Below are 12,503 nucleotides of genomic sequence, written 5' to 3' on the forward strand. Positions count from 1 at the left end.
CCCACAGGGGACTATTTAAATCCTGGGGAGCGGGCCTGTTCTGTTTTAGCCCTGGCTGAACTGCGAGGCCAGTTCGCGCAGCAGGACTTCAGCCTCAAGCACTTTGCTGACCACGTCGTTGGCTTTGTCGCGGCTCAGGCCGACGCGTTCGAGCAGCGCGTCGGGGATGTCTTCATCCGGTCCAGAGCCAATCCCGCGTCCACGCAGCAGGCGCACGGCCAGGCAGACGAGGTTCGGGTATTCGGCGTAGGCGCCGTCGTAGCTTGGGTCGTGCTGGAAGCGCAGGGCGGTGGCCAGCTCATCGGGCATGTCCCAGTAGCGCATCAGCCACGAGCCGATCTGTTCGCGGCTGATACCGAGCAAATGTTGCTCGATGTAGCTGTGGCACAGGTGCGGGTTGACCTCCAGGTGGCGGCAGATCAGCGAGAAGTGCGGCGGGAACACGTGGGCCAGCAGCAGATAGCCGAAGTTGTGCAGCAGACCCGCGAGGTAGGTCAGGCCGGCTTCCGGGCGCTGGGCGCGCGGCATGGCGCGGGTCAGGCCTTCGATGACGGCGGCAGTGTAGATCGACTGCTGCCAGTACGGTGTGGTGTGTTGCGGGTGGTCTTTCGGCAGGCTCAGGGTCTTGCCGAGGGCCAGGCCCAGTGCGAGGTTGATCACCAGATCGAAACCCAGCACACGGACGATTGCGTCTTCCACCGAACGAATTTTGCCCGGCGAGGCGTAGTACGGCGACGCTGCCCAGCTCACCACTTGGGCCGCCAGTGCCGGGTCGGTTTCGACCACGCCGGTAATGTCGTCGATGGTGGCGTTCGGATCAACGCGCAGCTTGATGATTTTTTGCGCGGTTTCGGCCAGCGGCGGAATTTCGATGGTCGCTTCCAGACGTTGCTGAATGCGCCGCGCGGTGAACGCCTGCACGGCCTGGGTGATTTCCTCGCGGTCATCGTCCGGGCGGTCGAGGTTCGGGCGGATACTGCTCAGGGCTTCGCCGAAGTTGGCAGCGCTGGCTTTGGTCAGCATCGATTTGAAGTCTTCGCTGCTGATTTCCAGCAGCAGGCCCGGCTCGCCGGAGTTGATCAGCAACTTCGGCTCGCGCAGCAGGCTTTCTTCATAGAGGCACGGCGAACTGGTCAGCGCCGGCAGGCCCGGCAGCAGGCTCAGATTGTGTTTGCCGAGCATCTTCTCCAGGCGCTCGGTGGACACGGCTGTGAGGCGGCGGCCAGTGAGTTCGGCGAGGCGATTGAGATCCAGCAACTGGCTCTGTGGAAACAGCACCATCAACGCGCCCACGGCGTCGTCCAGCAACACGGCCTGCACTTTGCGCGAGGCATTGAGGCCGTGGTGGTCGAGCACTTCTTCGTAGGCAACGCCCAGCTTGTTGAGCAGCAGCCGAATAACAGACGGAGCTTGCGGAGATTCGGGGACGAGAGCAGCTTCGGTCATGGTCTGTATCCGTTTTTGAAACAATGGCAGGAGTATAACCAGCTCTGTAGGAACGATCCTGCACAAACTGCGACGGTGCTCACACTTGGCCGTATTGCTGCCCATGGCGCAGCCAACGGTCAAGCAATGGGCTGACGTGAGTCGGCCAGCGCTCCAGCAAAGCCTGGGCTGCGTCGCGCACGGCGGGCAGCAGGTCGGCGTCGCGCATCAGGTCGGCGACCTTGAATTGCAGCAGGCCGGTCTGGCGGGTGCCGAGCATTTCCCCGGGGCCGCGCAGTTCGAGGTCTTTTTCGGCGATGACGAAACCGTCGTTGGTCTCGCGCATGATGCCCAGGCGCTGGCGGCCGATCTGCGACAGCGGCGGATGGTAGAGCAGCACGCAGTGGCTGGCGGCGCTGCCCCGACCGACGCGACCGCGCAACTGGTGCAGCTGCGCGAGACCGAGGCGCTCGGGGTTTTCGATGATCATCAGGCTGGCGTTGGGTACATCGACGCCGACTTCGATCACGGTGGTGGCGACCAGCAGTTGCAGGTTGCCAGCCTTGAACTCGGCCATCACCGCAGCTTTTTCGACCGGCTTCATGCGCCCGTGAATCAGCCCGACTTTCAATTCGCCGAGGGCGGCGGTGAGGTCTTCGAACGTGGTTTCGGCGGCTTGGCAGGTCAGCTCTTCGGACTCTTCGATCAACGTGCACACCCAGTAGGCCTGACGACCCTCGGCGCAAGCGCTGCGCACGCGCTCGATGACTTCGACGCGGCGGGTGTCGGTGACCAGCACGGTGTTGACCGGGGTACGCCCGGGCGGCAATTCGTCGAGGATCGAGGTGTCGAGGTCGGCGTAGGCACTCATCGCCAGCGTCCGTGGAATCGGCGTGGCGGTCATGATCAGTTGGTGCGGGCACATGCGCCCGCCGACGCCTTTTTGCCGCAGCGCCAGACGCTGTTGCACGCCGAAGCGGTGCTGTTCGTCGATGATCACCAGCGCGAGATTCTTGAATTGCACTTCGTCCTGAAACAGCGCGTGGGTGCCGACCACCATCGGCGTGCCGCTGGCGATCTGCTCCAGCGCGGCAACGCGGTTTTTGCCTTTGAGCTTGCCGGCCAGCCATGCGACCTCAATGCCCAGCGGCTCGAGCCAGCGCTTGAAGGTGATGAAGTGCTGTTCGGCGAGGATCTCGGTCGGCGCCATCAATGCAACCTGGTAACCGGCCTCCAGCGCTTGCAGGGCGGCGAGGGCCGCAACCACGGTTTTGCCCGCGCCGACGTCACCCTGAATCAGCCGTAGCATCGGTTCGTGCTGACTGAGGTCGTAGGCGATTTCGTTGCCGACGCGCTGTTGCGCGCCGGTCGGGTTGAAGCCGAGGTTTTTCAGGTATTTCGGTGGCAGCTTTGTGGCTTTCGGCATCGCCGGCGCGCGCAGTGAACGCATGCTTTCACGCAAACGCTGCTGCGACAGTTGATGGGTGAGCAACTCTTCGAACGCCAGACGATGCTGCGCCCAGTGATGACCGAGGGCGAGTTCGTCGACATCGGCATCAGCGGGCGGGTTGTGCAGGTAGCGGATCGCATCGGCCAGCGGCGCCAGTTGATAGTCGCGGGCCAGTTCGGTCGGCAGCCAGTCGGGCAACGTGCTCGGTTTGAGCAGCGTCAGGGTCTGCATGCACAGCTGGCGCAGGCGCTGTTGGGTCAGGCCTTCGGTGAGCGGATAGACCGGGGTCAGGGTTTCGTCCACTGGGGGCGGTTCGTCGCCGGTGATCGCGCGGTATTCCGGGTGGTAGATTTCCAGGCCTGAGGCGCCGGGCCGGGCTTCGCCGTAGCAGCGAACCCGCGTGCCACGCTTGAGGCCTTCTTTCTGCGCATTGCTGAAATGGTAGAAGCGCAGGCTCAGCCCGCCGGTACCGTCCTGCAAGCGCACGACCAGACTGCGCCGGCGGCCCATAACCACGTCGGCGCCGCTGACGGTGCCTTCGACCACGGCGTCCTGCCCCGGGCGCAACGCACCGATCGGCACCACACGGGTGCGATCCTGATAACGCAGTGGCAGGTGGAACAGCACGTCCTGCAGATTCTCCAGGCCGACCTTGGCCAGTTTCTCGGCCATGGACTCGCCGACACCCTTGAGTGCCGTCACCGACACTTGCGACAGCTCCGTCATGACGCTCGCTTAACCGGCCGTAACCGGCGCCGTTGGCTTGGCCACCGAGCACAGGCGAATGGAGTCGGCGAGAATCTCGATGGCTTTCGGCCGTGGGAAGCTCGCACGCCAGGCAATCGCCACGGTGCGGAACGGCACTGGCGCGGTCAGTGGGCGCACTTCAATTACGCCCGGGGCGTAGTGATGGCTGTCCACTGCCGACAACGGCAGGATCGAAATACCCAGGCCGGACGCGACCATGTGGCGAATGGTTTCCAGCGAGCTGGACTCGACCGTGGTGTGCTTGGCGCCGTCGTTGCCCTTGGTCAGGGTCGGGCAGGCCTCGAGCACCTGATCGCGGAAACAGTGGCCCTCACCGAGCAACAGCAGGCTCTTGTCGTTGAGCAGGCCGGCGTCGATGGACTCTTTCTTGGTCCACGGGTGCTGGGCCGGCATCAGGACGTAGAACGGTTCATCGTACAGCGGCAGGGTCAGCACATCGGCTTCGTTGAACGGCAGGGCGATGATGATCGCGTCGAGTTCGCCGTTGCGCAGTTTGTCGCGCAGCACGTGGGTGAAGTTTTCTTCGATGTACAACGGCATCTGCGGGGCGACCCGGTGCAGTTGTGGAATCAGATGCGGGAACAGGTACGGGCCGACGGTGTAGATGGCGCCGACTTTCAGCGGCGCGGTCAGCTGGTTCTTGCCGGCCTGGGCCAGTTCGCGAATGCCTTGGGCCTGTTCCAGGACTTTTTGCGCCTGGGCGACGATGCCTTCGCCGACCGGGGTCAGGCGCACGGCGCTTTTGCTGCGCTCGAAAATCAGCACACCGAGTTCGTCTTCAAGTTTCTTCACGCCCACCGACAGCGTCGGCTGACTGACGTGGCAACGCTCGGCGGCATGGCCGAAATGCTGCTCTTGGGCGAGGGTGACGATGTAGCGTAATTCTGTGAGGGTCATAGCAAGCGTCCATGAAGATGCGCGCCAAGCATACCGGCTGCAATCGATAGACGCACGTTATCAGACTGCGGGCTGAGTGCGACACCGGTCGAGGTCGGTTTGCCGCTGGCAGATACGCAAAAGGCACCTTTCGGTGCCTCTCCCTGTTTACGCTGAACCCTGTGGGAGCGAGCCTGCTCGCGAAAGCGGTGGGTCAGGCAACAAATGTGCTGACTGACACGACCTCTTCGCGAGCAGGCTCGCTCCCACAGGTTGCGGTGTATCTAACGGCGGCGTTCGAGCGAATAAACAAACGGCGCAACAATTTCGATCGAGCCGTTGTTGAGCATGTCGGCCGGCGGCTTTGGCAGCGGTTGCGCGCGGCGGATCATGTCCAGGGTAGCCCGGTCCAGATCGGCGTTGCCGGAGCGGCCCACCAGTTCGAACGACAGCACATTACCTTCGCCATCAACCACGAAGCGCAGACGATTCAAGCCTTCCTTGCCCCGTGCCTGAGCGCTCTGCGGGTACTTCTTGTACTTCTGCAAATGCGCGAGCAGGGTGCCTTGCCAACTGGCCTTTGCCGCCAACTGAGCCGGCGATGGACCCGGTGCAGGCTGGGCGGATTTCTCCGTTGGCGCCTGAGTCGGTTGAGTATCGGCCGGTTTCTCCTCTGAAGGTTTTTCCTTCGGCGGATCAGGCAGCTTCTTCTCGACCGGCTTCGGCGGTTTTGGCTTGGGCTTCGGCTTGGGTTTCGGTACCGCGATTTCCGCTTTTGGTGCTTCAGCCAGTTTCGGAATCGGCAGCTCTTCCACCGGAGCCGGTGGCTGCGGCGGTGTGACGACTTTCGGCGGAGCCGGCGGTGGCGGGGCAGGCAATGGAGCCAGCTCGACCATCATTGCCTGCGGCGGCAATTCGATGGGCGGGCGGGCTGTCCAGTTCAGCGCCAGCGCGATGGCCAGCGCATGCACGCCCAGCACCACGGCCAGGCTACCGCTGTAACGCGTCAGCTTATGGCGCGTCGTGATCATTTCTTGGCTGCCGTCTCAAGACCGACCAGACCGACCTTCAGGTAACCGGCGGCGCGCAGGCTGTCCATCACGCTCATCAAGTCGCCGTAATCCACGCCTTTGTCAGCCTGGAAGAAGATGGTGGTGTCTTTCTTGCCCTGGGTCTTGGCGTCGAGGGTGGCGCCGAGGGTTTCGGCTTTCACTTCGTCGTCACCGAGGAACAGGCGCTGGTCAGCTTTGACACTGAGGAACACCGGTTTCTCTGGCCGCGGCGCCGGTTTGGCGGTCGAGGCGGGCAGGTCGACTTTGATGTCCACAGTGGCCAACGGCGCGGCCACCATGAAGATGATCAACAGCACCAGCATCACGTCGATGAACGGCGTGACGTTGATTTCGTGGTTCTCGGCCAGATCGTCGTCTGCGCCTTCTTTCAAATGCAGGCCCATGGCCGATTACCCCACTTTAACCATGTGCGGCTGCGAGCTGCGCTCAGGCTGGTGGTCGAGATCGCGGCTGACCAGCAGCAGGACTTCTGCCGAGGCATCGGAGACCTGAGCCTTGTAACCGGCGATGGAACGGGCGAAGACGTTGTAGATCACCACCGCAGGAATCGCCGCAACCAGACCCAGTGCAGTGGCCAGCAGTGCTTCAGCGATACCCGGCGCGACAACGGCGAGGTTGGTGGTCTGAGTTTTGGCGATGCCGATGAACGAGTTCATGATGCCCCACACGGTACCGAACAGACCTACGAACGGTGCAGTCGAACCGATGGTGGCGAGCACGCCGGTGCCGCTGCTCATGTTGCGGCCGCAGGCAGCAACGAGGCGCTCGAGGCGGAAGCTGACGCGTTCCTTGATGCCTTCTTTCTCGCGGCTGTTGACTGACAGGCGCATCTCTTCGAGCGCGTCATGCACCAGCAGGTTGGCAAGAGTGCCTTCCTTGCCGGCAGTGGCGCTGGCTTCCTTGAGCGTGGTGGCTTTCTTCAGTGCGGCGATTTCGCCCCGCAGACGACGCTTGGCGCCCATCAGCTCGAAGCCTTTGGCGATCCAGATGGTCCAGGTGATGATCGAAGCGATGGCCAGACCGATCATCACGATTTTCACGATGATGTCGGCGTTCTGGTACATGCCCCATGGCGACAGGTCGTGGGCCATGCCCAAGGTGTTGTCGGCTTCGAGGGCTTCAGGTGCGTCGGCCGCATCGACAGCCTGCACTGGATCGGTGGCGGCCGGTGCAGCCGGTGCGGCAGCGGGTGCGCTCTGCTCGGTGGCGGCTGGGGTGGCTGGCGCTTGAGCGTCGGCGAAGGCCGCGGTCGGTGCCAGCATCAGGCTGAGCAACAGAGCCGCGACGGCGCTCCAGGCGCGAGGTCGAGTGGTTGGCGAAGCGGGAGTTTGATTACGTGTCATGCTGGCCGGACCTGAGATAGAAAAACGTTGTTGCTCTTCCAGGCCTCGTGAGGCCGAGAACAAAAGTGGCGTGCATTATTGCAAGTAATTCTTGTTAACAAAAGTAATAGAGTATCTTTTTTTCCTGCATTGCTAGCCGTTCGTCCTGTGCCAGAGCTAGTCTGTGCCTTTCCGATGGGAGTTTTCTGATGTCCGCGCCTTCTGTTTTGATTGCCGGTTGTGGTGATGTCGGCAGCCGTCTGGCCACGCAACTGCTGGCGGCTGGCTGGCAGGTTCATGGCTTGCGCCGGGACGTTTCCAAATTGCCGGAGGGCGTCATCGGCGTCGCCGGCGACTTGTTCAACGAAGAGTGCCCGGCGACCTGGCCGGTGGGTGCCGTGGATTATCTGGTGTATTGCGCGGCTGCCACCGACCACGATGAAGAGGGCTACCGCCAGGCCTACGTGCAGGGTTTGCAGAATGTGCTGAGCTGGCTGGGTGACTATGGGCAAGTGCCCGAGCGGCTGATCTTCGTGTCCAGCAGCAGCGTGTACGGCCAGCAGGACGGGGCGTGGGTGGATGAAACCTCTGAGACTGTCGCGGCCGGATATTCGGGTCGCTTGATGCTCGAAGCCGAGCAGGTCGCGCTCAAGAGCGGCATCCCGGCAAGCGTGCTGCGCCTGACCGGGATCTACGGCCCGGGTCGCGAGTGGCTGCTGACCCAGGTGCGTCGCGGCTATCGCGTGGCAGTCGAGCCGCCGCTGTATGGCAATCGGATTCATGCCGATGATGCGGCCGGGTTGCTGGCATTTCTGCTGGAAAAAGACCGCGAGGGCGTCAAGCTGGACCAGCTCTATATCGGCGTGGATGACGCGCCAGCGCCGTTGGCCGAAGTGGTGGGCTGGTTGCGCGAATATCTGGGTGTGACTGAATGGGCGGAAGACGCCAGTGTGCGCCGCACCGGCAGCAAGCGTTGCAGCAATGCGCGGGCGAAAGCGTTGGGGTGGGTGCCGAAGTATTCGAGTTACCGCGAAGGCTATGCATCGATCCTTGAAGGTCGCTAAAAGCAAAAGATCGCAGCCTTCGGCAGCTCCTACAGGAAAATGCATTCCAAAGTAGGAGCTGCCGAAGGCTGCGATCTTTTCAGCGGGTTACTGTTTTTCCAGCAACCACTTGCGCTCACCCGCGGCAAACTGCGGTTGCTCATCCGCCAGCGCAGCGTTCACTGCCTGCAGAATCTCCAGCTCCTTGCCCTTGCGCACAAAGATCCAGTTGTTGCCCTGGCCATTGAGTTGCAGCCACATGCTGTCGTTGCCATTGCTCATCGATGCGCAATCGCCCGCCAGGCACAAGGCATAACGATCAACGCCCGGCAGGCCGGTCACTTGGCCGTCGGCCTGGAACTGCACCGTGCCGCCTTCACCCTGACCGCTGGCGATGGTCCAGTTGCCGCCCAGATACGCCGAATACAACGCACGTTCGAAGCTGGCACCGATTGGCGCGCCTTCCGGCACCGGGATCTGTGCGCGATCGAAAACTTGTTCGGGTTCGTTGTCGCTGGCAGCTTGCTGCAGGCGTCCACCGTCGCGTTTCAGTTCGCTGGCGGAGCTGCCATAGAAGTCGACTTTCCAGGCGCCGGACTCTTCGCCCAGCAGCCGTCCTTCGACATTCTCAAAACCGTTGGTGTAGCGGGCCTGACCGGCCTTGGTGTTGACGTCCCATTCCAGATTCGGGCCGTAAGCCTGCAGCGCTTCACGCAGGGGGCCGCCCTTGGCGGCGGCATCGATCGCCACCTGATTGATCCAGGTGCCGCTGATGTCACGGTCGGCAGGGTCGCTGGCGCAGCCGCCGAGAAACAGGGCGAGCAGCGAGAGAGCTAGCGCTTTGCGCATGGTGGAATCCTTTCAAAACCTTTTCTTGCAGCAGTCGGCGCGGCGTGGAGGCCGCGCCGTGCGCATCACTCGATGACCAGAATGGCATCCATTTCAACCTGCGAGCCCTTTGGCAGGGCCGCCACGCCGATGGCGGCGCGGGCAGGGTAAGGCTGGTCGAAGTACTTGCCCATGATCTCGTTGACCTTGGCGAAGTGGCTCAGGTCGGTGAGGAAGATGTTCAGTTTGACGATGTCCTTGAACGAACCGCCGGCGGCTTCGGCCACGGCTTTGAGGTTCTCGAAGACCTGGACGGTCTGGGCTTCGAAGCCTTCGACCAGTTCCATGGTTTTCGGGTCCAGAGGAATCTGGCCCGACATGTAAACGGTGTTGCCTGCCTTGATCGCCTGGGAGTAAGTGCCGATGGCGGCCGGGGCCTTGTCGCTGGTGATGACGGTTTTGGTCATGTAGGACTCCTTGTAATAGGCAGGTTATGCACGCATGCGGGTGATGCGGATCACCCCGGTCAAGGCGCGCAGTTTCTTGATCACGCGGGCCAGGTGCACACGGTCGTGAACGCTGACCACCAACTGCACGACGCTGATGCGACCATCGCGTTCGTCCATGCTGATTTTCTCGATGTTGCCGTCGGCGGCGTTGACGCTGCTTGCCAGCAGAGCGATCAGGCCGCGCTGGTGTTCCAGTTCGACGCGCAACTCGACGTTGAATTCGCCGGTGACATCCTTGGCCCACGAGAGCTGGATGCACTTTTCCGGGTTGTGCCGGATTTCGCTGATGTTGCGGCAGTTGTCCAGGTGCACGACCATGCCTTTGCCCGCCGACAGGTGGCCGACGATAGGGTCGCCCGGGATCGGCGTGCAGCACTTGGCGTAGCTGAGCACCAGGCCTTCGGTACCGCGAATCGCCAGCGGGCCTTCCGGACTCGGCAGCTGCTCGCCTTCGCCAAGCAGGCGACGTGCGACCACGTAGGCCATGCGATTGCCCAGACCGATGTCTTCGAGCAGGTCTTCGATCAGTTCGAGGCGGTACTCGGTGAGCATCGCCTTGACCCGCTCGGCCGGGATCTTTTCCAGCGAGCTGTCGAAACCGTTGAGGACCTTGTTCAGCAGGCGTTCGCCAAGGCTGATCGACTCGGAGCGTCGCTGTAGCTTCAGCGCGTGACGAATATGTGTGCGTGCCTTGCCGGTAACGACGAAGTTGAGCCATGCCGGGTTCGGCCGGGCGCCGGGAGCGCTGACGATCTCGACCGTGGAGCCGCTTTGCAGCGGTTCGGACAGCGGCGCGAGACGACGATTGATCCGGCAGGCAATGCAGCTGTTGCCGACGTCGGTGTGTACCGCGTAGGCAAAGTCGACCGCCGTGGAGCCTTTCGGCAGCTCCATGATCCGGCCTTTTGGCGTGAACACGTAGACCTCGTCCGGAAACAGGTCGATCTTCACGCTCTCGATGAATTCCAGCGAGTTGCCGGCGCGTTGCTGCATTTCCAGCACGCCTTTGACCCACTGGCGTGCGCGTGCGTGCGTGCCTTTCGGCTGCTCGTCGCCGCTGGATTTGTACAGCCAATGAGCGGCAATGCCGTTGTTGGCCATCTCTTCCATTTCGCGGGTGCGGATCTGGATCTCGATCGGTACGCCGTGCATGCCGAACAGCGTGGTGTGCAGCGACTGATAGCCGTTGGCCTTGGGAATCGCGATGTAATCCTTGAAGCGCCCCGGCAACGGTTTGTACAAATTATGCACAGCACCCAGTACGCGGTAGCAGGTATCGACCTTGTCGACGATGATCCGGAACGCGTAGACGTCCATGATCTCGTTGAAGGCCCGACGCTTGCCGCGCATTTTCTTGTAGATGCCGTAGAGGTGTTTCTGCCGACCGCTGACTTCGCCCTGGATGCCGTCGATGGCGAGGCAATGGCCAAGGGATTCTTCGATCTTGTTGACGATTTCCTTGCGGTTGCCCCGGGCGCGCTTTACCGCCTGGTAGATCCGCGCGGAACGCATCGGGTGCATGGCCTTGAAACCGAGGTCTTCGAATTCGATGCGGATCGCGTGCATGCCCAGGCGGTTGGCAATGGGCGCGTAGATTTCGAGGGTTTCCTTGGCGATGCGTCGGCGTTTTTCACCCGACAGCACTTCCAGCGTGCGCATGTTGTGCAGGCGGTCGGCGAGTTTGACCAGGATCACGCGAATGTCGCGCGCCATGGCCATGGCCATCTTCTGGAAGTTTTCGGCTTGGGCTTCGGCCTTGGTCTCGAAATTCATCTGGGTCAGTTTGCTGACCCCGTCGACCAGTTCGGCCACGGTTTCACCGAACTGCGCCTGCAGCGCTTCTTTGGCGATACCGGTGTCTTCGATCACGTCATGCAGCATCGCGGCCATCAGGCTCTGATGGTCCATGTGCATGTCGGCAAGAATATTCGCCACCGCAAGAGGATGCGTGACGTACGCCTCGCCGCTGCGACGGCGTTGACCGTCATGGGCTTGTTCGGCGTAGAAATACGCTCGGCGGACCAGGTTGACCTGGTCATTGCCGAGGTAGGTCGATAAGCGGTCGGCGAGGGCGTCTATGCTCGGCATGATGAATCCTGCCGAAAGCTGTGACCCCGCGCCGTGCTACGTCGACCAGGCATAGGCTTAGACGGCCTCGTTCGACTCGTCCTCGAACGCTGCGAACAGCGGTTCATCCTGGACGATTTCCTGCTCGGCGATGTACTCGTAGCTCATCACGCCTTCAGCAATTTCACGCAGCGCGACAACAGTCGGCTTGTCGTTTTCCCACTGAACCAGTGGCTCTTTGCCGCCGGTGGCCAGTTGACGGGCACGCTTGGTAGAGAGCATGACCAGCTCAAAGCGGTTTTCCACGTGTTCTAGGCAGTCTTCAACGGTTACGCGGGCCATGGTATTCCTCGGAGCGAATGCAATATGCGCGCTGCCCGGTTGGGCGAGCGGACTGAACAGTTTAAAAAATCACCAGCGATTAGGGAAGCGCTGATTTTTTGACCAGACCCTTCAACGCGCTGCAAGCACCAATGTAAAGCGCTTGCGGGCGTTTTGGGAAGTACTGATTCAACCGAGCAATTCAGCGAGCAATTTGCCGAAACGCACTTGCTGACGTTTCTGTTGCAACTGATTGGCCCGGAAAATTGCCTTGAGATCGTCCAGCGCGTGGGCGAAATCGTCGTTGATGATCAGGTAGTCGTAATCGACGTAGTGGCTCATCTCGCTGACCGCTTCGCGCATGCGGCCGTCGATGATTTCGTCGCTGTCCTGGCCGCGGTTGGTCAGGCGCTGGTGCAAGGCTTGCAGCGACGGCGGCAGGATGAAGATCGAGCGCGCCTGCGGCATCAGCTTGCGCACTTGCTCGGCGCCTTGCCAGTCGATCTCCAGAATCAGGTCGTGACCTTCGTCCAGTGTCTGCTGCAGGCGGCTTTGCGAGGTGCCGTAGAAGTTGCCGAAGACTTCGGCGCGTTCAAGGAAGTCGCCGTGCTCGCCCATCTTCACGAACTCTTCGCGGGTCACGAAGTGGTAGTTAACGCCGTCCACTTCGCCCGGGCGCATGGCGCGGGTAGTGTGGGAGACCGAAACGCGAATCTCCGGATTGGCGTCGGTCAACGCCTTGACCAGACTGCTCTTGCCCGCGCCCGACGGCGCAGAAATGATGTACAGGGTGCCGGTATGTTGGGTCATGTCAGGGTAGC

General features: G+C 61.9%; 12 protein-coding genes. 1 reads left to right on the forward strand and 11 read right to left on the reverse strand.

Translation table 11 applies throughout. From position 1 onward, the window contains the following. Window positions 1–45 precede the first annotated feature (45 nt). The 6 genes from AC4IHP_RS01340 to exbB all read right to left on the reverse strand — a co-directional run bounded on the left by AC4IHP_RS01340 (window position 46) and on the right by exbB (window position 6,935). On the reverse strand, window positions 46–1,446 hold the full coding sequence (locus tag AC4IHP_RS01340) for an aminoacyl-tRNA deacylase and HDOD domain-containing protein (RefSeq protein ID WP_313870939.1): 1,401 nt from the start codon (window positions 1,444–1,446) through the stop codon (window positions 46–48). A gap of 79 nt (window positions 1,447–1,525) precedes the next feature. Then, window positions 1,526–3,601 (reverse strand): ATP-dependent DNA helicase RecG, encoded by a 2,076-nt coding sequence (gene recG, locus AC4IHP_RS01345; RefSeq protein ID WP_490830693.1) that lies wholly within the window; start codon window positions 3,599–3,601, stop codon window positions 1,526–1,528. A gap of 9 nt (window positions 3,602–3,610) precedes the next feature. After that, window positions 3,611–4,540, reverse strand: coding sequence for a hydrogen peroxide-inducible genes activator (locus AC4IHP_RS01350; protein ID WP_016772533.1), 930 nt, complete (start codon window positions 4,538–4,540; stop codon window positions 3,611–3,613). 263 nt (window positions 4,541–4,803) lie between these two features. After that, a complete protein-coding gene (locus tag AC4IHP_RS01355) occupies window positions 4,804–5,550 on the reverse strand; it encodes a TonB family protein (protein WP_129997943.1) in 747 nt (248 codons plus the stop codon). After that, window positions 5,547–5,975: a TonB system transport protein ExbD gene (exbD, locus tag AC4IHP_RS01360; protein WP_016772535.1), complete on the reverse strand. Its 429-nt coding sequence runs from the start codon at window positions 5,973–5,975 to the stop codon at window positions 5,547–5,549. The genes AC4IHP_RS01355 and exbD overlap by 4 nt, the downstream gene beginning before the upstream one ends. A 6-nt stretch (window positions 5,976–5,981) precedes the next feature. Continuing rightward, the gene (gene exbB, locus AC4IHP_RS01365) at window positions 5,982–6,935 is read right to left on the reverse strand and encodes a tonB-system energizer ExbB (protein WP_041476629.1); all 954 of its coding nucleotides are present in this window, start codon (window positions 6,933–6,935) and stop codon (window positions 5,982–5,984) included. Window positions 6,936–7,123: 188 nt separating this feature from the next. Here exbB and AC4IHP_RS01370 point away from each other — a divergent pair, with 188 nt between their 5' ends. Beyond that, the gene (locus AC4IHP_RS01370; protein ID WP_490830694.1) at window positions 7,124–7,978 is read left to right on the forward strand and encodes an SDR family oxidoreductase; all 855 of its coding nucleotides are present in this window, start codon (window positions 7,124–7,126) and stop codon (window positions 7,976–7,978) included. Between the two features lie 87 nt (window positions 7,979–8,065). Here the strand turns inward: AC4IHP_RS01370 and AC4IHP_RS01375 are convergent, their stop codons facing one another. The 5 genes from AC4IHP_RS01375 to gmk all read right to left on the reverse strand — a co-directional run bounded on the left by AC4IHP_RS01375 (window position 8,066) and on the right by gmk (window position 12,492). Next, window positions 8,066–8,806, reverse strand: a complete 741-nt coding sequence (locus tag AC4IHP_RS01375; RefSeq protein WP_024014801.1) for a hypothetical protein — start codon at window positions 8,804–8,806, stop codon at window positions 8,066–8,068. A 65-nt stretch (window positions 8,807–8,871) separates the two neighbouring features. After that, on the reverse strand, window positions 8,872–9,252 hold the full coding sequence (locus tag AC4IHP_RS01380; protein WP_003229509.1) for a RidA family protein: 381 nt from the start codon (window positions 9,250–9,252) through the stop codon (window positions 8,872–8,874). 24 nt (window positions 9,253–9,276) lie between these two features. Continuing rightward, window positions 9,277–11,382: a bifunctional GTP diphosphokinase/guanosine-3',5'-bis pyrophosphate 3'-pyrophosphohydrolase gene (gene spoT, locus AC4IHP_RS01385; protein ID WP_007920338.1), complete on the reverse strand. Its 2,106-nt coding sequence runs from the start codon at window positions 11,380–11,382 to the stop codon at window positions 9,277–9,279. Between the two features lie 57 nt (window positions 11,383–11,439). After that, window positions 11,440–11,703, reverse strand: a complete 264-nt coding sequence (rpoZ, locus tag AC4IHP_RS01390) for a DNA-directed RNA polymerase subunit omega (protein ID WP_039757363.1) — start codon at window positions 11,701–11,703, stop codon at window positions 11,440–11,442. A gap of 168 nt (window positions 11,704–11,871) precedes the next feature. Further along, window positions 11,872–12,492, reverse strand: a complete 621-nt coding sequence (gene gmk / locus AC4IHP_RS01395) for a guanylate kinase (RefSeq protein WP_460122320.1) — start codon at window positions 12,490–12,492, stop codon at window positions 11,872–11,874. Window positions 12,493–12,503 lie beyond the last annotated feature (11 nt).

Source organism: Pseudomonas sp. UF-293 (genome assembly GCF_058245595.1).

What these genes read in the sequence shown, in the direction of transcription:
- AC4IHP_RS01370 (WP_490830694.1), top strand. Translation starts at nt 7,124, where the DNA reads ATGTCCGCGCCTTCTGTTTTGATTGCCGGTTGTGGTGATGTCGGCAGC.
- AC4IHP_RS01375 (WP_024014801.1), bottom strand. Translation starts at nt 8,806, where the DNA reads ATGCGCAAAGCGCTAGCTCTCTCGCTGCTCGCCCTGTTTCTCGGCGGC.
- spoT (WP_007920338.1), bottom strand. Translation starts at nt 11,382, where the DNA reads ATGCCGAGCATAGACGCCCTCGCCGACCGCTTATCGACCTACCTCGGC.
- AC4IHP_RS01340 (WP_313870939.1), bottom strand. Translation starts at nt 1,446, where the DNA reads ATGACCGAAGCTGCTCTCGTCCCCGAATCTCCGCAAGCTCCGTCTGTT.
- exbB (WP_041476629.1), bottom strand. Translation starts at nt 6,935, where the DNA reads ATGACACGTAATCAAACTCCCGCTTCGCCAACCACTCGACCTCGCGCC.
- AC4IHP_RS01355 (WP_129997943.1), bottom strand. Translation starts at nt 5,550, where the DNA reads ATGATCACGACGCGCCATAAGCTGACGCGTTACAGCGGTAGCCTGGCC.
- gmk (WP_460122320.1), bottom strand. Translation starts at nt 12,492, where the DNA reads ATGACCCAACATACCGGCACCCTGTACATCATTTCTGCGCCGTCGGGC.
- recG (WP_490830693.1), bottom strand. Translation starts at nt 3,601, where the DNA reads ATGACGGAGCTGTCGCAAGTGTCGGTGACGGCACTCAAGGGTGTCGGC.
- AC4IHP_RS01350 (WP_016772533.1), bottom strand. Translation starts at nt 4,540, where the DNA reads ATGACCCTCACAGAATTACGCTACATCGTCACCCTCGCCCAAGAGCAG.
- AC4IHP_RS01380 (WP_003229509.1), bottom strand. Translation starts at nt 9,252, where the DNA reads ATGACCAAAACCGTCATCACCAGCGACAAGGCCCCGGCCGCCATCGGC.
- rpoZ (WP_039757363.1), bottom strand. Translation starts at nt 11,703, where the DNA reads ATGGCCCGCGTAACCGTTGAAGACTGCCTAGAACACGTGGAAAACCGC.
- exbD (WP_016772535.1), bottom strand. Translation starts at nt 5,975, where the DNA reads ATGGGCCTGCATTTGAAAGAAGGCGCAGACGACGATCTGGCCGAGAAC.